Source organism: Hyalangium sp. (assembly GCF_045802625.1).
Taxonomy (GTDB): domain Bacteria; phylum Myxococcota; class Myxococcia; order Myxococcales; family Myxococcaceae; genus Hyalangium.
Genome location: NZ_JBJMQP010000181.1, coordinates 1 through 20,832 on the forward strand (window position 1 = coordinate 1; position 20,832 = coordinate 20,832).

Sequence of the window (20,832 nt, forward strand, 5' to 3'; positions counted from 1 at the left end):
CAGAGCGCCGCACTCTGCGTCTCCATCGCCAGGTACCGCCGCGAGTTTGAGCGCGCTCGCCAGGCGCGTCTGGGCGACCCCCCATTCTGAATGCGGGCGCTCCATTCCCCCGGTGCCCCGCAACCAGCTCGCGCCGAGAAGATCGTCCGAGAAGCCCGCAGCCCGCGCCCCAGCGACTGCGGGCTTCTTCGTTTCGGGATCAAGCGATCTCCGTCGCCGCGATCGCTACGCCGCGCTTCCTGAGGATCGTCTCCAGTCATAATACTTGGGCATACTTTCCACTCTCGCGACTTTTGCTCAGACCTCCACGAAGCGTGCGCCAGAGAGCCCTTCGGATTCGATCGCCTGCTTGATGTCCTCGGAAAGGATGAGAGCGATGTCCCAACCCCACGTGCGGAAGATGCGAGCATCACCCACCTTCGATGGGTCGATGCGCATACCCGCGACGAAGCGATACTTCCCGACCTTTTCCGGCTTGCCATCCTCGGGCTTCCAGTATTGCACCTCGGTGCTGCGGAGATCGTCGATACACCGGATGAGCCGCAGGGTGTTGAGGATGAAATAGGGGCCTGGGTGGGCTTCCACTTGGACGCGGATGAACTGGACGTCAGCAACGAGGAGGCGTTGGAAGAGCTGGACGAAGCGGTGGTGAACGACGGGAATGCTGAAGGCTGCCCATGTGAAGTCCAACTCCTCCCCGGCTGGCTTTACGGGGAATCGGATTGTCCCCTCAAGCTCAAGTCTTCTCCCCTCAAAGAACTGCCAGGGATCAATGGGTCTCCCACCTTCATCGACAGGGCTTCTCAGGTGCCAGCGTGTGTTCGAGCGCCGGTCGTCAACCAAGTCATAGTATCTCGGCATTCTCTTCTCCTTGCCTCAGTCTTGGCGCTTCGTGGCCAGGAAATGGAGTCGTGAGCCGGGAGTACATACCTCACGGGCAATACTCTGGAGCGCTTCTACCAGTTCTCTCTTGCAGTCGGAGGTGCTCTTGCAAGCGGCGACTGCGTCGCGGAGCTTTTGGTAGACCGCTCTGTGATACTCCTCGGGATGGGGACCCTGATGACCCTTGAGATGGACGAGGTTCTCGGATGCCTCAAGGCTCATTCCGGCCAGCGCGAAGATGTCCTCGAATAGAGGAGTCCATGGGCCTCCACGTCGCGTCGAGGATTCATTCTTGTCGGTGGCCAGATGGTGCCACTGGTAGCCCTCCCTTTTCGGGGTGCCGTCGTCGCAGGCGCTGCCCGCCGCGGAGCCTGCTGTCCCCACGGCGGCTCCGGCGAGGACGATGGTGCCGTCCGCCACCACCTGCGCCGTGCTTGAGGCCTGGAACGTCAACCCTCCTGCCACAGCGAAGCGGGGAGGGCTCAGCATGGGTCCGAGCCCTCCCGGAGGCACGTTAGGCAGCACCTTCGCCACGCCGAAGCTGGCGACCATGACGAGCACGCGCAGGGCTGTACCTCCCAGCGCTCGGCCGAAGCGCTCGGCCACGGCCTCTATCTCCGCCATCGTCCTGGCAGCTTGTGCTTCCCGGTAGAGTTGCAAGACGGCCAGCGCCACATTTCGCAACTCCAGTAGCCCCACAGCCAGCGCAAGCCGAGCCGTCAGTGCTGCGGCGAAGGATTTGGAGAAGAGGGGCTCGGGCATGAGCCAGGCGGCGAAGTACACCAGCACCGAGAGCGTGACGCTGGCGAGGAAGAGAGGCGATTGGAACAACTCCCGGGCCGCGTCGCGGATGCCTGCGCCCATGTAGCGCGGGGAGAGCCTGAGCGCCATGAAGAGGGGACTGCGCTCCAAGGCGTTCGGCAGAGGCAGCAGGGGTGGGCCGTAGCGTGCGAGGAACTCCGCGCGCAGGCGCGCTTCCCAGGGCGCGAATGTGCGTGGGGATGAGGCCAGAGCCGGAACCACCGGGAACTGGGTAGGCTCATCGACGCACTGAAGGAAGTCGGCGAGTACAGCGCGGACCTCCTCCTCGCGCACCAGCTCCCAAGCGGGATTCGGTGGCACGGGCTCGAAGTCGAGCTGGAGCCGTTCTCCGGACAACCTTGTGACGCGCACGGGCTGGGGCTCTGGCCGGAGTTCCTGCCCGTCAGGCTCGCCGCCCCGAGTTGTGACACACGAAGAGGGAAGCGCGAGGCACAGCGCGAGGAACAGGCGGAGGAGGGCAGAGGCGGTCTTCATGTCCTCGGCATCATGCCCGGCCCACAGAGACAGCACCACGCCGGGGCTGCCAGACAGAGCGGGATGGCCACTGGCGCGCAGTTCGAGGAGATCTAGAGTTCAAGAAAGCTACCTCATGAGTAGTGACGGAGCATCCTACCTAAAGCTGGAGTCAGCAGGCCACCCTCGGGTACAACGGCTCCATGACCTCCTACAACGCACACAAGCTCTTCTCCGAGATCGAGAGCGTGGTGAAGTCGAACCTCCCCGTCACTGAAGGGCTTCTGCGCGTCATCCAATTCTGTGAGCGCGAGCTGCCACATCCGGACTGGGCTGCACTCCGCCCAGGGGGAGGCAAGCTGGGGATCTCGGCGGATCTCCACCTCATTGGTGCCCCCCTCGCAAACGACCCCAAGTGGATCTTCGGGGATAGATGGGGCCAGGACACGCCAGACGCCGAATCCAATGTTCTCGCTGCCATCTACCAGATTGCCTACGAGCACAAGGCAGGCCTGAAGAATGATGCCGAGTACCCCCTGTGCCTGGCGTACGCCAATCTCGCCATCCGGCATCTTGCACAGACGATGGGGGCTGAGTTGCTCCGTGATGCGGACCAGCGGGTGCTGCACGTGGGCTTCGACTCCGGAGACTTCCTCTGCATCGGCGCCATCCGGAAGGAAGGCCTCATCTTTTCGAAGGATAGCTGGCGCATGACGTAACCCCATGCCTGTAACTCCGCGCGTGACGTAGGCTGCGCGTCGCTGATGGGCTCACCCTCACCGCCAGGAGGCTCGCCATGGAGAGAACTCGCGCCCCCGAGCTGCACCCGGCCCTCATCCCTCTCGGGACGGTGGTGGGGCGCTGGCGCGTGGTGGCTTGGGCCGGCTGCGGCATGTATGGGGCCGTGTACCGCGCCGTGCCCGTGGACGCGGAGCAGGCGGACTCCGTGGCCCTCAAGGTCGCGCTGTTGCCGCGAGACCCGCGCTTCACTCGCGAGGTGGAGCTGCTCTCTCGCACCCAGCACCCCAGCGTCCCTCGCCTGCTGGACTCCGGAGAGTGGCAGCACCCCTTCGGCTCGCTCCACCCGTTCATTGTCATGGAGTGGGTCGGCGGGCCGCCGCTCTATGACTGGGCTTGGGAGCACAACCCCCGCTCCCAGCAGGTGCTGCGCATGCTCGCCCAACTGGCGCGCGCCCTCGAGGCCCTGCATGCCCAGGGGGCTGTCCATCGCGACCTCAAGGGCGACAACATCCTGGTTCGGCGCTCGGACAGCCGCGCCCTGCTCTCTGACTTCGGCTCGGGCATCTATCCGGGCGCCTCCCGACTCACGCCGCCGAACCTGTTCCCGGGCACCCCCGTGTATCGCGCTCCGGAGTCGTGGCTGTTCGAGCTGCGCTTCATGCGCGAGGCTTCCGCTCGCTACTCTGCTGGGCCGGCCGATGATCTCTACTCGCTGGGAGTCACCGCCTACCGGCTCGTCACCGGCCAGTACCCGGAGTTCGGGGGGCACTTCCAGGATGCAACCGGAACCTGGCAGCTCGGGGCGCTGGCTTCACCCGCTCCGCTCGTCCTCAACCCTCGGGTGCACCCACGGCTCGATGCGTTGATTCTTCGCATGCTCTCGATGCGCCCCGAGGAGCGGGGTACCGCTGCGTCGCTGGCCGAGGCGCTGGAAGAGGCCGCCGAGCAGCTCTCTCCTCAGAGTGATCAACCTCTCTTCGCTCGACAGGCTCCGCCACCTGCCGCACTGCCGCCAGAGGAGGTCCCTTTCTCCTCCGAGTCTCGTCAGCCCCGCGCCCCCGCTGAGCGCGCTGCTGCGAAGGGCTCCGGGCCTCGGGAGCGCTTGGCTCGGCTCGACGTGCTCCGAACCCATGTACGGCGCTGGGTGCCCTGGCTCTCGGTGGCAGTAGTAGGGCTCACGTTGATCGCGTGGGCGTGGTGGGCCACTCGCGGAAGAACTATGGACACATCCACGCATTCGCGGACCGAAGCAAGAAGCGAGGATCGGCCGGACGCGGGCCCCGTGGGGTTGGGTAACGCCGCATCGACCACGTCCGTAGTGAGAACTCCTGAGGGCTCCGTTCCGGAGATGATGGCTGAAGACACGCTGCCTGATCCGTTGCCGGGGCAAACGCGGCCTGACGACAAAGGGCGCTGTCCTCGCAAGGAGCAGCTCGCCATCAACGGAGGGTGCTGGGCGCTGATCCCGCTCGGGCGCGAGGAGTGTGAGGGGAACGGCTATGTCTTCACCACGCGGTGCTACGGGCCCGTGCTCTCACACCCGCGCAAGCACCAACCCACTTCCCATCCCGGCAGGCAGCCGTGAAGGATTGGTGACTTCATGTTCACGCTCTACGCGACGCCGCTCTCCGCCAATGGCCGCAAGGTCCTGGCGCTCACCCATCACCTGGGCCTGAAGCCCGAGGTGAAGCTCATCAACGTCTACAAGGGCGAGGGCCGCTCGCCCGAGTATCTGGCCATCAACCCCTGGGGGAAGATCCCCACCCTGGTCGATGGCGAGCTCAAGCTGTGGGAGTCCAACGCCATCCTGCAGTACCTGTCCGAGGCCCACGGCGAGTTCCGGCTGTGGTCTCGGGATCCGAAGCAGCGTGCCGACATCTCCCGCTGGCTGTTCTGGGAGTCCTCCCACTGGCAGCCCGCCTTCACGCCGGTGCTCGCTGCCTTCGTCGGGCCGCTGCTTGTGTCTCAAGCGGCTCGGCCGGCTCCGGTCCACCTGAACTGGAGCAACGAGGGGTTCCAGACCGTGGTGAAGTTCCTGGACTCGCTCCTGAGCCAGCGCCCGTTCATCGTCGGCGACGCGCTCACGCTGGCCGACTTCTCCGTCGCCGGAATGATGATGTACCTGCGCCCGGCCCGGTTTCCCTGGGAGGCCTTCCCCCACCTGAGCGCCTGGTACGAGCGCATTGAGGACCTCGAGGCTTGGAAGGAGACCGCCGACGGGCCCTGGAAGTACTGAGGCCGCCAGGAGAGCGGGCGGGTTGCCCCTCTCTCGCAAAGCAGGGTAGATGCCTCTACCGCGGGGGCTCCCAGGGCGAGGATGCTGGGGAGGCTCGCTCGGGTTCTCTCATGATGCTGGCCTATCCCATGCCACTGTGCGTGGCGCCGATGATGGACTGGACCGACCGGCACTGCCGGTACTTCCACCGCCAGATCAGCCGGCGCACGCTGCTCTACACGGAGATGCTGACCACGGGCGCCATCCTCCACGGCGACCGCGAGCGGCTCCTGGGCTTCTCGCCGGCCGAGCATCCGGTGGCCCTCCAGCTCGGGGGCTCGGAGCCCGACAAGATGGCCGAGGCCGCGCGCATTGGCGAGGAGTGGGGCTACGACGAGATCAACATCAACGTCGGCTGCCCGAGCGACCGGGTGCAGTCGGGCCGCTTCGGCGCCTGTCTGATGGCCGAACCCGAGCTCGTGGCGCGGCTGGTGGGCGCCATGCGCGAGGCGGTGCGAATCCCGGTGACGGTGAAGTCGCGGCTGGCCATCGACGAGATGGAGGAGTGGCCGACGATCGAGAACTTCATCCGGCTGGTGTCGGCGGCGGGCTGCACGCGCTTCATCGTGCACGCGCGCAAGGCGTGGCTGCAGGGGTTGAGCCCCAAGGAGAACCGGGACATCCCGCCGCTGCGCTACGAGCTGGTCCACCGGCTCAAGGCTGAGTTCCCGCACCTGGACATCAGCATCAACGGGGGCATCAAGACCCTGGACGCCACAGCCGAGCACCTGCGGCATGTGGACGGGGTGATGATCGGCCGCGCCGTCTACGAGAACCCGTACCTGCTGGCCGAGGCGGATCGGCGCTTCTTCGGAGCCACGGAGGCCCCGCTGGATCGCCACGCCGTGGCGGAGGCGATGTTCCCCTATATCGAGGAGCGCCGGCAGGACGGGGCTCCGCTGAACGCCATCACCCGGCACATGCTGGGGCTGTTCCAGGGGCTGCCCGGAGCGCGGGCCTGGCGCCGCTACCTGAGCGAGAACGTGCACAAGCCGGGTGCGGGCCCCGAGGTGGTCGCCGCCGCGCTCGCTCTGGTGCCGCGAGCCGCTCCGGCCGAAGTCGCGGCCTGACGAACCGGTCTGACTGTCAGACAGGTTGGTCTGTGCACCGCCCGGGGAGGGGGAGGGCTTGTCAGGGGAGCTGTCGGCCTGGGGCGCTCAGTTGAACAGCTCGAGCAGATCCTCGCGGGTGATGGCCGCCGCGGCCGAGGACTCGCTCAGGGCCGCCTCGAAGAGCGCGCGCTTCTTCTCCTGTAGCCCGAGGATCCGCTCCTCCACCGTTCCCTGAGACACCAGCCGGTACACCATTACCGGCCGCTCCTGGCCGATGCGGTGCGCGCGATCCGCCGCCTGGGCCTCCGCCGCCGGGTTCCACCACGGATCCATCAGGAACACGTGGTCCGCCGCCGTGAGGTTCAGGCCCGTTCCACCCGCCTTGAGCGACATGATCAGCACCGGCGCACCCTCGGAGGACTGGAACCGCGACGTCACCTCGCCGCGGTTGGCCGTCGAGCCGTCCAGCCGATCGAAGCCAATGCCCGCAGACTTGAGGTGCGGCTCGAGCAGGTCCAACAGCGAGGTCCACTGTGAGAACACCAGCGCCTTGTGGCCATCGGACACGGCCGTGCTGAGCGCCTCCACCAGCGTCTGCACCTTCGACGAGGTGTTGGCGTGCTGGCCCGGAACGAGCGCCGGGTGACAGGCCGCCTGGCGCAGCCGAAGCAGGGCCTCCAGCGCCTTGAGCACGCTGCCGCCCTCGCTCAGCAGGGCGACCACTTCCTTCCGGGTTGCCGCCATCACCGCGTCGTAGACGGAGCGCTCGCGCTCATCCAGCGACACGTGCATCACGGACTCGGTGCGCGGAGGCAGCTCGGGCGCGACATCCTTCTTGAGGCGCCGGAGCACGAACGGGCGGATGCGTCGGCGAAGCTGGTTGGCGGCCTCGGGCTGGCCCTCGGAGATGGGCCGCGCCACCTTGTCCTCGAACTGCCTGCGCCCACCCAGCAGCCCCGGGTTGGCGAAGTGCATCAGGCTCCAGAGCTCTTCCAGCCGGTTCTCCAGCGGGGTGCCGCTCAGCGCCAGCCGGAAGTTCGTCTTGAGCCCGAACGCCGCGCGAGCCGCCTGGCTCTCGGGGTTCTTGATGGCCTGGGCCTCGTCCAGCACGACGGCGTCCCACGTGCGCGCCGAGAGCGCCGCCACCTCCAAGCGCAGGATGGAGTACGTGGTGAGCGTCACGTCGGCGGACTCGTCCAGGGAGCGTCCCGGCCCGTGGTACACGCAGACCTTGAGCGACGGACGGAAGCGCTTGATCTCCGCCGCCCAGTTCGGCAGCACGCTGGTGGGGCAGACGACGAGCGAGCGAGGCCCCAGCACGCACAGCGTCTGGAGCGTCTTCCCCAGGCCCATGTCGTCCGCGAGGATTCCTCCCAGCCCCGCGGACTTCAGGAAGCCCAGCCAGCTCACGCCCTGCTGCTGGTAGTGGCGCAGTGTCGCCGATAGATCCGCCGGCAGCGCCGGAGCCGGGAGCTTCTCGAAGCCCTCGACCATGGGAGCCAGCTTGTCCAGGCCTGGCGGAGGAGGCTGCTCGAGCGTCTCGCACAGCGCGCTCAGCTCGGGCAGGGCGTGGTTGGCGACCTTGCCATCCGCCTGTCGCGCGGCGAGCAGGTCCGCCACGCGCTGCCCGTTCTTGTCCAGCCATGCCCGAGGCAGCGGCGCCCAGCCACCGCCCTCCAATGGCACCAGGCCCAGTCCCTCCGACCACGCGCGGATGACGGCCGCGGCGTCCACCGTCTGAGGCTCGCCCTTGCCGCCCTCCACCTGGAACTCCAGCGTGAAGCGCACGTCCGGAATGCCGGAGCCGGCGACACCGGAGTCCACCTTGAGCAGCGGCCGCAGCTTCACGTCCGGGCTCACCAGCCCCGCCGCGTCTCCCGTCAGGTCTCCGCGCCAGCGGCGCAGCTTGTCCGCCCAGCGCACCATCTCCTGGCCCTGCACCGTCAGCCGTCGGCCGGGCACCAGGTTCAGCTCGTCGCGGAGCTGGTGGATGAGCCGCTGCTCCGCGGCCTCGTCCCGCAGGGGCACCGCGCCGCGCAGGTACACCATCCGCCCGTTGTCGATCCGCACCGCTGGCGGCGCGCCATAGACGAGCGTGGGCAGCACGGACAGCCCCTGCTCCAGCTGCTGCAGCTCCAACTGCACGCGCGGCTTCAGCTCGCGATCAATGGGCGGCAGGCGCCGGCTGCGGACCTCGACGGGGATGCGCCGGGCCAGCTCCGGGAGCACCTTCGACGTCACCTCCCCGAGCTGCTCGGGCGCGAACGTCCGAACCACCGGGAGGTTCTGGAGCCACGCCCCGGTCATCGCCGTCTCTCCCAGGCGGGCCAGCGCATCTCCGCTCAGCGCCACCCCCGGGCTCAGCACCTCCACGACGCGAGGATCCCGCACCACCGTCACCACCAGCTGCGCGCCCCGGTCCTCCACGAGGGCCCTCGGGAGCACCGCCTCTCCAGACACCGCCACGGGCCGCCCATCCAGCAGCACGTTGCGCGCGGGCTCGAGCGCCGTGAGCAGCGCGTCCAGCTTCTCGGGCGTCAGCGCTCCGCGGGTGCGGCGCTCCAGGAGGCGATCCGTGATCAGATCCGACTGCTCCACCTGCAGCGTCGCGGCCTGGGCGGGCTTCGCCATGATGGAGGACAGGCTTCCGTCCAGGGGCTCCTCGGCCCCATCGGCGTGCGCGAGCGTGCGCTCGAGCTGCAGCCCGCCCTCAACCCGCGTGAAGTGGTACACCACGCGAGACCACTTGCTCGAGGTGGCCTCCAGCGGCTTGTCCTGGCTCTCCGCCTGCTGCAGGGAGATGGCGGCGGCCACCACGTGCTCGCACGGGTCCACACGCCCGGGGCAATCGCACTCCCACGCCTCGTCGTTCGGATACAGGACGACCGTCAGCGGCACCGAGCGCCCGGGGGCTCGCACGCGCAGTTCGATCTCGCTCGCGGTGCGCGCCTGGAGCGCCACGGCCCCCGAGCGGGCGAGGTTCACCCCGGTAGTCCAGATGCCAGGGCGGGCTTCTTTTCGAACGGCTTCGAGGAGCGGAGAGTTCTCGGGCATGGGGGACGCGACTCCCTAACGCCTCGCGGAGGCTCTGCGCAACGCCGGTGAGGAGCAAAGCTCCGACAGCTAGCGCGGCGGGGGCTCGGCTGCCTTGGCGGTGTCGGCCGGGCCACGCTTCCGGCGGATGATCGATCGACGCGGGCCGCGCAGGGCGAAGTTCAGGAGGAAGGCACCCGGGAGCAGCATGCCCAGGCCCTGGGTCAGGTTGGCCGGTGGGTGGGCCACCATGCCAAGCACCAGCGCGGCGAAGAGCGCCCCACACACCAGCCGGATGACGAGCGAACTCACGAGGGAGACTCTACTCGGACTCAGAACGCGACGGGGAGGCGCTCCAGGCCGTGGATGAGCAGGCCGGGGCGCCACCGGAGCGTGGAGGGGTCCTCGGCGAAGCGCAGGCGGGGCAGCCGCTCCAGCAGCAAGGGGAGCGCGAGCTGCGCCTCCAGCCGGGCCAGGGGCGCCCCGAGGCAGAAGTGGATGCCCGAGCCGAAGGCCAGGTGCCGGTTGGGCGCGCGGGTGATGTCGAAGCGCTCGGGCTCGGCGAACTGCTCGGGATCATGGTTCGCGGACAGCAGCGAGGCCATGATCATCTCCCCGGCGGGGATGCGCTGCCCCTGAAACTCCGTGTCCCGCAGCGCGAAGCGGCTGGTGGTGTGCCGCACCGGGCCGCAGTAGCGCAGCATCTCCTCCACGGCCGGCTCGATGAGCGAGGGGTGGGCGCGCAGCCGCTCGAGCTGGCCGGGGTGGCGCAGCAGGGCCCAGACACCGTTGGCGATGAGGTTCACCGTCGTCTCGTGGCCCGCCACCAGGAGCAGAGACACCATGCTCATCAGCTCGACGGCGGTGAGCCGGTCTCCCTGCTCCTCCGCCGCGAGCAGGGCGCTGGTGAGATCATCTCCCGGCTCGGCGCGGCGCCGGGCCAGGAAGCTCTGCAGGTACTGCTGGAACTGAACGGTCGCCTTCCGCAGCGACTCGAGGTGGGTGCCCTTGGGGGAGATCAGATCGGTGGTCCACTGGCGGAACCGATCCTGGTCCTCGGTGGGCACGCCCAGCAACTCGGCAATCACCGTGATGGGCAGCGGAAAGGCGAACGCCTCCAGCAGCTCCATGCTCCCGCTGGCGGGCAGGGAGTCCAGCAGCCGCTGGGCGATGGCGGTGATGCGAGGGCGCAGCGCCTCCACACGGCGCGCGGTGAAGGCCTGGGACACCAGCGAGCGCAGCCGCGAGTGGACCGGCGGATCCGAGTTCAACATGTGCTTGTCGAACTGGCCGACCTCCTCCACCCGGAAGTAGCGGAGCCGGTCCTCGTCGGTCAGCTTGTACTTGTCCTTGGTGAAGCGCGTATCCCTCAGCAGCTCCAGCGTGTCCCGGTAGCGGCTGACGACCCACATGGGGACCTGCTGCGTGGGGCTGAGCACCCGCGTGATGGGGGGCACAGGGCTCCCGGGCTCAATCCTGGAAGTGGCCGGCGCGCGCCTGATCGAAGTCCACCCGGTGCTTCAGGTAGAGGGTGTCCAGCATGTGGTTGCTGATCAGGTTGAGGTTGCCGTCGGTGAAGCGGTGCACCACCGCGCCCTTGCCCGCGTCCTTCAGGAAGGAGAGCGGATCCACGCTGCCGCCCAGGCCCGTGAGCGTGGGCACCGCGTCCGCGTTGTTGACGTAGTGCACGTACTGCGGGCCGTCCGGGTAGTGCGTCGAGGCCGCGCCGAACGTCTCGACTTTTAGATGGCTCATCAGCTTCTCGGTGTCCGCCTTGGACAGGCCGTCCTCGGCGCGCAGCCGCTGCTGCACGTGGTCCAGCGCCCGGGCGGTGATGAGGCCGCCCTGGCTGTAGCCCATCAGGTGCACGTCATGCCCGGCCTTCAGCTCCGAGTAGACGGTGTCCGCCAGCGTGTCCACCGCGGGGTTGCTGCCCTTGTCGAGCTTGTCCGTCACGCACTGGGCCAGGTCCGTGGCCAGCCCCTGCGTCGAGTTGTGGATGCCCACCACCTTCGCGCCCGAGGTCTCCGCGATGGACTGCATCTCCTTCATCTGCCCGTCCAGCGGCGTCATGATGCCGTTGACGTAGAGGATGGTCTCCGAGGGGTTCGGGTTGCCCTTCGGGGTGACGCCGGGGATCTGGCTCAGCGGCGTGCCCGGCGGGAACGTCTGGCCCTGCGTCCCCACGAACTTCCCATCGTTCATCCGGTCCGGCTTGGCGTTGCCGCCGAAGAGCTTCTCCACCTCGGCCAGCGTGGTGGACTCGAACACGTCCGCCCCCATCTTCAGGAAGCGGGGCATGTCCTCCAGGCCCGCCTTGGCCAGATCCGCCAGCTTCTCCAGCGGGTTCAGCGACAGGGACTTCTTCTCGGCCGTGGCAGCCGTCCGGGTGGCGCTCGCCGGGGTGAAGGCGCTGCGGCTGCGGTCGATGGTGCTCATGGGGTGCTCCTGATTGATTCGAAAATCGATGCGTTGCAGCATTATCCCACATGGTGGGGAAAAGTTGCGTCCCCAGGCGAGCCCCCGCGCCCGAGCGCAGAGGGCTCGGGTCCGGCACAAACCTGCTTGCTGCTCGGTCGAGAAGCGGAGCGCCGACTGTTTGCCTCACAATAGACCTACAGGGTATTCAGTCTGCTCCGGCCCATAAGGGGAGCACATGAGCATCCTCATCAAGAACGGTCGCATCGTCACCGCCGTGGACGACTACATGGCGGACGTCTTCATCGAGGGGGAGAAGATCACCCTCATTGGCAAGGATCTGAAGGTTCAGGCGGACAAGGTCATCGACGCCGCGAACCGGCTGGTCCTCCCCGGCGGCATTGATCCGCACACGCACTTCGACATGCCCTTCGGGGGCACCACGTCGGCGGACGACTTCGCCAGCGGGACGAAGGCGGCGGCCTTCGGTGGCACCACCACGGTCATCGACTTCGCCATCCAGCCCAAGGGCGACTCGACGATGAAGGGCCTGGACATCTGGCACGACAAGGCCAGCGGCAAGGCGACCATCGACTACTCCTTCCATATGATCATCACCGACATGCCGGACGAGCGGCTGCCGGAGATGCGCAGGCTGGCCGACGAGGGCGTCACCTCGTACAAGCTCTTCATGGCGTACCCGGGCGCCCTCTACGTGGATGACGGGACGCTGTACCGGGCGTTCCGGCAGGCGGGCGAGAACGGCACCCGCATCTGCATGCACGCCGAGAACGGCATCGTCATTGACGAGATCATCAAGGCGGCGCTGAAGGACGGGAAGACCTCGCCCAAGTACCACGCGCTCACCCGGCCCACGCGGATGGAGGCCGAGGGCGTGCACCGCGCCATCAGCATCGCCGAGGTGGCCAAGGTGCCGCTGTACATCGTCCACCTGTCGAGCTCGGACGCGCTGGAGCAGGTGAAGATCGGCCGGGCACGCGGCGTGGATGTGATCGCCGAGACGTGCCCCCAGTACCTCTTCCTGGACGAGAGCTACTACGACAGAGAGGGCTTCGAGGGCGCCAAGTGGGTGATGACGCCCGCGCTGCGCGAGAAGTGGAACCAGGACGTGCTCTGGCAGGGCCTGAAGTTCCGCGACTTGGAGACGATCGCCACGGACCACTGCCCGTTCTGCTTCAAGGATCAGAAGGAGCTGGGCAAGGACTCGTTCGCCAAGATTCCCAACGGGGCGCCGGGCGTCGAGAACCGGATGAGCCTGGTCTACAACGGCGGCGTGGTGGGCGGGCGCATCAGCCTCAACCGCTTCGTGGAGTTGACCTCGACGGCGGCTGCCAAGGCGTTTGGCCTGTTCCCGAAGAAGGGCACCATCGCCGTGGGCTCGGACGCGGACATCGTGATCTTCGATCCGAACCGCAAGGAGACCATCAGCATCAACAACCCGCACACGCACCACATGAAGGTGGACTACAGCTCCTACGAGGGCTTCCAGGTCCAGGGCTTCACGGAGACGGTGCTCTCGCGCGGGCGCGTCATCATCGAGAAGAACGAGCTGAAGACCGAGCGCGGCGGACAGTTCATCAAGCGCGCGCTCACGGGCTCGCTGCTGCGCTGAGCTTCGCCCCACTTTCTACCCACTTCAGAGCAACACCCCACGAGAGGATTCAATGGCGCGTAAGGTCATCGGCGGGCTCATCCAGATGTCGAACCCCATCAACGACCCGTCGGCATCCGTGCAGACGGTCCGCGATGCGATGTTCGAGAAGCACCTGCCGCTCATCGAAGAGGCGGGCAAGCGGGGCACGCAGATCCTCTGCCTGCAGGAGGTCTTCAACGGCCCCTATTTCTGTCCCTCGCAGGACTCGAAGTGGTGTGACCTCGCCGAGCCGATCCCGGGCAGCACCACGGTGGAGCGCCTCTCCGCCTACGCCAAGAAGTACCAGATGGCGATGGTCATCCCCATCTACGAGCGCGAGATGGCGGGCGTCTACTACAACACCGCGGCGGTGGTGGACGCGGACGGCACGTACCTGGGCAAGTACCGCAAGAACCACATCCCGCAGACGAACGGCTTCTGGGAGAAGTACTTCTTCAAGCCGGGCAACCTGGGCTACCCCACGTTCCAGACGCGCTACGCCAAGATTGGCGTGTACATCTGCTACGACCGGCACTTCCCCGAGGGCGCGCGCCTGCTGGGCCTGAACGGGGCGGAGATCGTCTTCAACCCGTCCGCCACGGTGGCGGGCCTGTCGCAGTACCTGTGGAAGCTGGAGCAGCCGGCGCACGCGGTGGCCAACGGCTACTTCATCGCCGCCAGCAACCGCGTGGGCACCGAGGCCCCGTGGAACATCGGCAGGTTCTACGGCACCAGCTACTTCTGCGATCCGCGCGGCACCATGCTCGCGGTGGGCAGCGAGGACAAGGACGAGCTCGTCACCGCGGAGATGAACCTCGACGTGATCGAGGAGGTGCGCCGCACCTGGCAGTTCTTCCGGGATCGCCGCCCAGAGACCTACGAGAACATGGTCAAGCAACTGCCGTAGTCGAGCCGTCTCACCGAGGTCTCTACACCAATGAGAGTCATGGAACCGAAGCGCTTCGAGCTGCCCCCGGGCCGCGCGGAGGAAGGCTTCAAGGACAAGAAGCCCCTCTACACGCCGGCCGAGGCGATGGCCGAGGCCAACCGCTGCCTGTATTGCTCGGACGCGCCGTGCATCAAGGCGTGCCCCACGGCCATCAACATCCCGGAGTTCATCCGGAAGATCGGCACGGGCAACATCAAGGGCTCGGCGCGGACGATCCTCTCGGCCAACATCCTGGGCCAGAGCTGTGCCCAGGCGTGTCCCGTGGAGGTGCTGTGCGCCGGCTCGTGCGTGTACACGGGCTGGGGCCGCGAGCCGATCAACATCGGCCGGCTGCAGCGCTTCGCGGTGGAGACCACGCTCCCGAAGACGCCGAACCTCTTCCAGGCGAAGCCCGCCACGGGCAAGCGCATTGCCCTGGTGGGCTCGGGCCCGGCCTCCATCGCGGCGGCGGGCATGCTCGCGCTGGAGGGGCACACCTGCCTCATCTACGAGCGCAAGGCCATCCCCGGCGGGCTCAACTCGCTGGGTATTGCCCCGTACAAGCTGAAGGGCCCCGAGGCGCTCCGGGAGATGGAGTGGGTGTTCTCGCTGGGGCGGATTGAATTGCGCACCGGCGTGGAGGTGGTGGAGCACGCCAAGGGCCCGGGGCAGGTGTCGGCCTCGGAGCTGCTGGCGAGCCATGACGCCGTGTTCCTCGGGCTGGGGCTCGGGGCGGACTCGCGGCTGGGCATTCCGGGCGAGGAGGGCGAGGGCGTCCATGGCGCCACGCACCTCATCGAGCGCATCAAGACGGAGCCCGGGCTGACGCTGGCGGGCGTGAAGCACGCCCTCGTCGTCGGCGGTGGCAACACGGCGCTGGATATCGCGCATGAGCTGGCGCTGCTCGGGGTGGAGGTGGAGATGGTGTACCGCCGCTCCGAGAAGGAGATGGGCGGCTATACCCACGAGCTGGACGGCGCCCGCCTGGACGGCGTGCGGCTGGTGGAGAACCGGCAGCCGGTGGAGCTCGTCCGCAAGGACGGCAAGCTGGTGGCGGTGAAGCTGGCCTCCACGCGCGACGGCAAGCCCGTGCCGGGCACCGAGGAGACGGTGCAGGCGGAGCTGGTGGTGATGGCGATTGGCCAGGAGCGCGCCACGGGCGTGGCGAAGGCGTTCCCGGGCGTGGAGGTGGACTCGCGCGGCCGGGTGAAGGTGGACGCCGCGACGCACCGCACCGGCCACGCGAAGGTGTGGAGTGGTGGAGATTGCGTCAACGGTGGCAAGGAAGTCGTGAACGCCGTGGCGGAAGCGAAGATCGCCGTCCGGGACATCCAGCGGCACCTGGCAGGGGAGTGAGACGAGATGGCCGATCTGTCGATTGATTTCTGCGGCGTGCGCAGCCCGAACCCCTTCTGGCTGGCGTCCGCCCCGCCGACGAACACCGGCGACCAGGTGATGCGGGCCTTCGACGCGGGCTGGGGCGGCGCGGTGTGGAAGACGCTGGGCAACCCCATCGTCAACGTGACGAGCCGCTTCGGCGGTATCGATTACGGCAACACCCGGCTGATGGGGCTCAACAACATCGAGCTCATCACCGACCGCCCGCTGGAGGTGAACCTCCGCGAGATGCGCGAGGTGAAGCGCCGCTATCCGAAGCACACCCTCATCGCCTCGCTGATGGTGGAGACGAAGGAGGAGTGGAAGGAGATCATCCGCAAGGCCGAGGACACTGGCGCGGACCTGCTGGAGCTCAACTTCGGCTGCCCCCACGGCATGTGCGAGCGCGGAATGGGCTCGGCCGTGGGCGCCGAGCCCAAGGTGCTGGAGGAGATCTCCCGGTGGGCCATGGAGTTCGCCCGGGTGCCGGTCATCGTCAAGCTCACGCCGAACGTGGGCGACATCACCGAGCCCGGTGAGGCCGCGGCTCGCGCGGGCATCCCGGCGCTGTCGCTGATCAATACCGTGAAGTCGATCATGGGCGTGGATCTGGACCGCCTGGTGCCGCTGCCGCGCGTGGGCAACGCCTCCACGAACGGCGGCTACTGCGGCCCGGCGGTGAAGCCGATCGCGCTGCACCTGATGTCGCAGCTCACGCGGCATCCGCAGGTGGGCAAGCTGGCCTTCTCGGGCATCGGCGGCGTGTCCAACTGGCGGGACGCGGCGGAGTTCATCGCCCTGGGGGCCACTTCGGTGCAGGTGTGCACCGCGGTGATGCACTACGGCTACCGCATCGTCGAGGACATGATCGAGGGGCTCTCGAACTTCCTGGACGAGAAGGGCATGAAGTCGGTGTCAGAGCTGCGCGGCCGAGCGGTGCCCGCGTACCAGGATTGGGGCGAGTTGGACTTGTCCTACAAGCTGGTGGCGAAGATCAACGAGGACAAGTGCATCGGCTGCCAGCTCTGCTACGTGGCGTGCATGGATGGCTCGCACCAGTGCATCCACATTCCGGGGCGGACGGAGGAGGAGTCTCGCCGCGCCGGCCACACGCACATTCCGCAGCACGTGCCCAACCGGGTGGTGACGGCGAAGGCGGGCACGCCGGGAGCGCGCGTGCCCTTCGTGCATGAGGACGAGTGCGTGGGGTGCAACCTCTGCCAGCTGGTGTGCCCGGTGCCCGACTGCATCACCATGGAGGAGGTACCCTCGGGCAAGCCCACGGAGAGCTGGAATGACCGGGTCGCCAAGGGCACGGACTTCGTGCCGGGCGGACTGGAGGCCACGGCGGCCGCGCGCAGGAAGAGCGGGTAGGCTGGGCGCTGGAGTTGGGGCTACGAGCTGCGCGTCGGCAGCTCGCGGAAGGCGATGTCCTGCTCGTAGCCCAGCCGCCGCACCGCTTCGGCGAAGCGCTCGGTGGCAATGATTGTCGTCAGGAAGTCCTCCAGCCGGAAGAGGTCCAGATCGGCTGGCAGGGTGGCGGCGTCTAGGATCATCTCGGATCCATCTGGGCGTGTCCCTCCCTTGCGCTCACACTTAGGGCATGGCGCCGGACGGTCCGCAGGCAGACAGTCCGGATGAACACGGCCGCGCGGGAGCAACTCCATCTCCAGCAGTTCGGGCGGGTTCTTCTTGCGAAAGCGCAGCTCGGTGCGAACGCCCTTCAGGCCTCGAAGCTCCTCGGCCTGCAAGCGCTCCATGGGTTCGCGCCGCATCAGCAGCGTCCACGAGTGGTGCAGCACCAGCGGGCCGAACTCTCCCTGGGCTGAGCCATGCATGGGGCCGAACAGCGTCCCGGGCCAGAGGTGAACGCCAGGGGGGGCCAGCGGGCGAACCTGCTCGCGCAGCCGCTCGAACTCTGCGTAATCGCCCTCGCACCGGGGCAGGTATTTCTTTTGTTCCTGAGGGGGGAAGTGGGACAGATCCACTGAAGGGTAGGAATCCCCAGCGATGGACCAGACGGCACGGCACACCGGGCAATCCACCCCGGGCAGGCCCCACTTGTTTCCGTAGTCGTGCCCGCCCGAGTAACGCGGATTCGGTACTGTCTCTAGCGAGTAGAACCTCATGGCCCCTGATACCCCGGTGGGAGTGGCTGTGGTAGCCGTTTTCGATATGGCAGTACCGGCCCGAACAACTCGAACTCGTAGATAAGCTGCCCCGCATACCGGAAGATTTCTTCCTTCGGCGCACCGAGGTGCTTGGGGATCCACTCTCCCCAACGTGCGTTCCAGGGGCCTCCTTTCGGCCCCGCGTGGATGCTCCGGTGTTTCATCACTTCCAGTAAGATCGTGTACTCATCAATGTTGATCCCCTTCCGCTCAAAAAACTCCCTGAACGCCCGCGGGAAGACGTGGTGCTGCTCGTGCTGCTTGTTGCGTTCCTGGGCCGCTTCCTCCAGCTCCTTCAGCTGACTGGGTAGCAGCGGTGGCTGGTGGTCCCACGGGATGACGAGCACCGGGCGCGAATCCCACGGCACCTCCTGCGCGCTCCCCCAATTGCGCTGCGCCGTCCCTCCGACTTCGGCCAGGGGTTCCACCTCGGCCCACGCGAGCGCCGTCTGTCCCAGCATGAGGCGCTGGAGCACCTCCCGGCAGCGGTACAGCCCGCACTGCTGGCCGTGACACAGCGCCAGCAGGCTGCTCTCGTCCTGGCACGCCTCCTGGAATGAGACGGCGTGCCCCACCTCTTCATTGTCTACGCTCTCATTTTCGGGAGCCGGAATCGTCGCACAGGCCGCCAGCGCGCCGAGCGCCAGCAGCCACATCCATCGCCAGGAGTGTCTGCTCATGGAGCTGCGAGCGTAACATTTCAACCAATGGGAGCCGCCCGCGTCGCTGGCTCCACCTCCGAGGCTGCACGCTTGCTGGAGCCTTTGTTACATCGCCGGACATGGCGAACACTCCCTCAGACAATGTCCCCCCGACGCAGCAACTCGTTGAGCGCCTGCACGGCTACTGGATCACCCAGGTCATCCATACTGTCGCCCAGCTGGGCGTGGCGGACCGGCTCACGAGCGGCCCCCGCCCGAGTGATGAGGTGGCTCGCGAGCTGGGCACCCACCCCGAGGGCCTGTATCGCCTGCTGCGCGGCGCTGTCACCGCGGGCCTCGTGCAGGAGGTGTCTCCGCGCGCCTTCTCGCTGACGCCCATGGGCGAGCTGCTCCGCTCGGAAGCGCCAGGCTCCATGCGTGACATCGCCATCGCCCTGAGCGACCGCTCCCATTGGCTGCCCTGGGGCCGGCTCCCCGAGGCGATTCGCACCAACCAGTCCACCGCTCGTGCCGCGCTGGGCACCGGCTTCTGGGACCACTTCGTGAAGCACCCCGAGGAGGCCACCCACTTCGCTCGGGCCATGGGCGGTCTCTCCGGCATGCTTGCCAGCGAGGTGGCGCGCCTCCATGACTTCTCCCGCTATGCCCGCGTGGCCGATATCGGCGGCAGCCAGGGCGTGGTGCTGGAGGCCGTACTTCGCGCCCACCCCTCCTGCCGAGGCATCCTCTTCGATCTGCCCCACGTCATCGAAAGCGCCCGCGCCCGCATCGAGGCGGTGGGACTGGCCGGAAGGGTGCAACTGGTGGGCGGCAGCTTCCTCGAGCCCGTCATCCCCGCCGCCGAGGCCTACTTGCTCAAGCACATCCTCCACGACTGGGACGATGCCTCCTCCGCCACCATCCTCCGTCACATCCACCAGGGCGCGCCGCAGGGCGCCCGGCTGTTCGTCGTGGAGCTGGTGATGCCAGAGGATGGCCAGCCCTCGTTCGTGCCGCTCATGGATCTCAACATGCTCGTGCTCGTGGATGGCCGCGAGCGCACGGCCCGCGAGTTCAAGACGCTGCTCGCGTCAACGGGCTGGGCGCTGGAGCGCATCACTCCCACCCAGAGTGGGATCTGCCTCATCGAGGCCCAGCGGCGTTGAGCCTCGCGGGGCGCGCCCTACGCCAGCGGTTCATCCGCCCTGAGTGGAGCTGCCGGTTCGCCCCGTGCCGAACAAAGCCAGACGTCCCTCAGTCGCTGGCGGCCTTGGGCGGCGGAGTCCCGGGCGACTCAGGCGCCGGCCGGTTGGCCAGCGCGGCGGCCGAGAGGATGCACAGGCCACCTACCAGCACGGAGCCTGTGAACGGCTCGCGCAGCACCACCACTCCCAGCACCACCGCCACCAGCGTGTCCAGCATGGCCATGGCCCCCAGCGCCGCGAGGGAGATCCGCGGCAGCAGCCAATACAGCAGCTGGTACGTCACCACCGTGCCGCCCAAGGCCAGCCACAGCACGGCGAACACCGCGCGGGGCGTCCAGTGCACAGGTGTCCCCGCCTCCAGAAGAAAGGACACTCCCAGCAGCGGCAGCGAGCTGGTCAAGGTCTGGACACACACCAGCAGGTGTGGCGGCACATGCCCCATGTGCTGCTTCACCAGCACGTTGGCCACCGCGATGAGCCCCGCGGAGCCCAGGATGAGCAGGCCCCCCAGCATCACCGGGCCGGAGACGGCCAGCGCTCCCAGCTGGGTTCGTTGCAGGGACACCACGCCTGCAATCCCCAGCCCCGCGGCGAGCAGCTTGCGCGGCGTCAGGTGCTGATCCGGCATCAGCGCCCGCCCCACCAGGAGCACCCATACCGGGTAGGTGCAGAACAGCAGCGCGGACCAGTTCGAGGGGATCCACTGCTGGCCCACGAACATCATCCCAAAGGGAATCGCAATCTGCAGGGCGCCCAGGGCGACGATGCGCGCCAGGGTGCCCGCTCCCAGCGCGCTCCCTCCGGCGCGGCTGAACGGCAGCAGCACCAGCCCGGCCACCAGCATCCGCACGCCCACGAAGTGCAGCGGCGGCACGTCCTCCAGGCCCACCTTGGCCACTGACCACGTCGAGCCCCAGGTGATGAAGCAGATGCAGTAGGCGAGGACCACTTTCAGCGAGTCCGCTGGGCGAGAAACTGAGACGGAGGCCATGGCGTGGGCGGAAGTAGCACGGGGAGCATGTGGGCGCACGGACGCTCTCAGGCGCCCAGCGGAGATACGGCCAGGGAGGGGGCGGGCCCACACTCCGGCTGGCCGGCAAGCGAGGAGAGGAGGAAGCGCATCAGGAAACTCCTCGGGTTGGGCAGAGTTGGCTTAACCTTGCGAGTGTCTTCACTTCAG

The 20,832-nt window shown here is 67.6% G+C and carries 18 protein-coding genes; 9 read left to right on the top strand and 9 right to left on the bottom strand.

Annotated elements, in window-relative coordinates:
* Positions 1-297: 297 nt before the first annotated feature.
* Both ACJ8AT_RS30785 and ACJ8AT_RS30790 read right to left on the bottom strand, forming a co-directional pair.
* Positions 298-861: an imm11 family protein gene (locus tag ACJ8AT_RS30785; protein WP_407741504.1), complete on the bottom strand. Its 564-nt coding sequence runs from the start codon at positions 859-861 to the stop codon at positions 298-300.
* A 15-nt stretch (positions 862-876) separates the two neighbouring features.
* Positions 877-2,178 (bottom strand): AHH domain-containing protein, encoded by a 1,302-nt coding sequence (locus tag ACJ8AT_RS30790; protein ID WP_407741505.1) that lies wholly within the window; start codon positions 2,176-2,178, stop codon positions 877-879.
* Positions 2,179-2,360: 182 nt separating this feature from the next.
* On the opposite strand from ACJ8AT_RS30790, the gene ACJ8AT_RS30795 reads away from it, so the two are divergent.
* From ACJ8AT_RS30795 to dusA, 4 genes are all read left to right on the top strand, one after another.
* Positions 2,361-2,876 (top strand): hypothetical protein, encoded by a 516-nt coding sequence (locus ACJ8AT_RS30795; RefSeq protein WP_407741506.1) that lies wholly within the window; start codon positions 2,361-2,363, stop codon positions 2,874-2,876.
* 77 nt (positions 2,877-2,953) lie between these two features.
* Entirely contained in the window at positions 2,954-4,483 is a 1,530-nt protein-coding gene (locus ACJ8AT_RS30800) for a serine/threonine-protein kinase (protein ID WP_407741507.1), read from the top strand.
* Positions 4,484-4,498: 15 nt separating this feature from the next.
* On the top strand, positions 4,499-5,134 hold the full coding sequence (locus ACJ8AT_RS30805) for a glutathione S-transferase family protein (RefSeq protein WP_407741508.1): 636 nt from the start codon (positions 4,499-4,501) through the stop codon (positions 5,132-5,134).
* 110 nt (positions 5,135-5,244) lie between these two features.
* A complete protein-coding gene (gene dusA, locus ACJ8AT_RS30810) occupies positions 5,245-6,243 on the top strand; it encodes a tRNA dihydrouridine(20/20a) synthase DusA (RefSeq protein ID WP_407741509.1) in 999 nt (332 codons plus the stop codon).
* An 87-nt stretch (positions 6,244-6,330) separates the two neighbouring features.
* Here dusA and ACJ8AT_RS30815 read toward each other — a convergent pair whose 3' ends face one another.
* The 4 genes from ACJ8AT_RS30815 to ACJ8AT_RS30830 all read right to left on the bottom strand — a co-directional run bounded on the left by ACJ8AT_RS30815 (position 6,331) and on the right by ACJ8AT_RS30830 (position 11,697).
* Positions 6,331-9,279 carry an SNF2-related protein gene (locus ACJ8AT_RS30815; protein WP_407741510.1) on the bottom strand — a complete coding sequence of 983 codons (2,949 nt, stop codon included), beginning with the start codon at positions 9,277-9,279 and terminating at the stop codon, positions 6,331-6,333.
* A 69-nt stretch (positions 9,280-9,348) separates the two neighbouring features.
* A complete protein-coding gene (locus tag ACJ8AT_RS30820; RefSeq protein ID WP_407741511.1) occupies positions 9,349-9,570 on the bottom strand; it encodes a hypothetical protein in 222 nt (73 codons plus the stop codon).
* Between the two features lie 20 nt (positions 9,571-9,590).
* Positions 9,591-10,715, bottom strand: a complete 1,125-nt coding sequence (locus ACJ8AT_RS30825) for a cytochrome P450 (RefSeq protein ID WP_407741512.1) — start codon at positions 10,713-10,715, stop codon at positions 9,591-9,593.
* A gap of 13 nt (positions 10,716-10,728) precedes the next feature.
* Positions 10,729-11,697 carry a hypothetical protein gene (locus ACJ8AT_RS30830; protein WP_407741513.1) on the bottom strand — a complete coding sequence of 323 codons (969 nt, stop codon included), beginning with the start codon at positions 11,695-11,697 and terminating at the stop codon, positions 10,729-10,731.
* 217 nt (positions 11,698-11,914) lie between these two features.
* Here ACJ8AT_RS30830 and hydA point away from each other — a divergent pair, with 217 nt between their 5' ends.
* Genes hydA through preA form a run of 4 tightly spaced genes read left to right on the top strand, consistent with a single transcriptional unit; the run spans position 11,915 to position 17,009 of the window.
* Complete coding sequence (hydA, locus tag ACJ8AT_RS30835) at positions 11,915-13,309, top strand: dihydropyrimidinase (protein ID WP_407741514.1); 1,395 nt, start codon at positions 11,915-11,917, stop codon at positions 13,307-13,309.
* Between the two features lie 52 nt (positions 13,310-13,361).
* Positions 13,362-14,237 (top strand): nitrilase-related carbon-nitrogen hydrolase, encoded by an 876-nt coding sequence (locus ACJ8AT_RS30840; RefSeq protein WP_407741515.1) that lies wholly within the window; start codon positions 13,362-13,364, stop codon positions 14,235-14,237.
* Between the two features lie 39 nt (positions 14,238-14,276).
* Positions 14,277-15,614, top strand: a complete 1,338-nt coding sequence (locus ACJ8AT_RS30845; RefSeq protein ID WP_407741516.1) for an FAD-dependent oxidoreductase — start codon at positions 14,277-14,279, stop codon at positions 15,612-15,614.
* A gap of 6 nt (positions 15,615-15,620) precedes the next feature.
* Positions 15,621-17,009, top strand: a complete 1,389-nt coding sequence (gene preA, locus ACJ8AT_RS30850) for an NAD-dependent dihydropyrimidine dehydrogenase subunit PreA (RefSeq protein WP_407741517.1) — start codon at positions 15,621-15,623, stop codon at positions 17,007-17,009.
* Between the two features lie 20 nt (positions 17,010-17,029).
* Here the strand turns inward: preA and ACJ8AT_RS30855 are convergent, their stop codons facing one another.
* Together ACJ8AT_RS30855 and ACJ8AT_RS30860 are read right to left on the bottom strand one after the other, a co-directional pair.
* Positions 17,030-17,764, bottom strand: coding sequence for a double-CXXCG motif protein (locus tag ACJ8AT_RS30855; protein ID WP_407741518.1), 735 nt, complete (start codon positions 17,762-17,764; stop codon positions 17,030-17,032).
* A complete protein-coding gene (locus ACJ8AT_RS30860; RefSeq protein ID WP_407741519.1) occupies positions 17,761-18,462 on the bottom strand; it encodes a TIGR02269 family lipoprotein in 702 nt (233 codons plus the stop codon). The genes ACJ8AT_RS30855 and ACJ8AT_RS30860 overlap by 4 nt, the downstream gene beginning before the upstream one ends.
* 125 nt (positions 18,463-18,587) lie before the next feature.
* Between ACJ8AT_RS30860 and ACJ8AT_RS30865 the strand changes: the two genes are divergently transcribed.
* Entirely contained in the window at positions 18,588-19,613 is a 1,026-nt protein-coding gene (locus tag ACJ8AT_RS30865; protein ID WP_407741520.1) for a methyltransferase, read from the top strand.
* Between the two features lie 88 nt (positions 19,614-19,701).
* On the opposite strand, the gene ACJ8AT_RS30870 is transcribed toward ACJ8AT_RS30865, so the two are convergent.
* Positions 19,702-20,643, bottom strand: coding sequence for a DMT family transporter (locus ACJ8AT_RS30870; protein WP_407741521.1), 942 nt, complete (start codon positions 20,641-20,643; stop codon positions 19,702-19,704).
* Positions 20,644-20,832 lie beyond the last annotated feature (189 nt).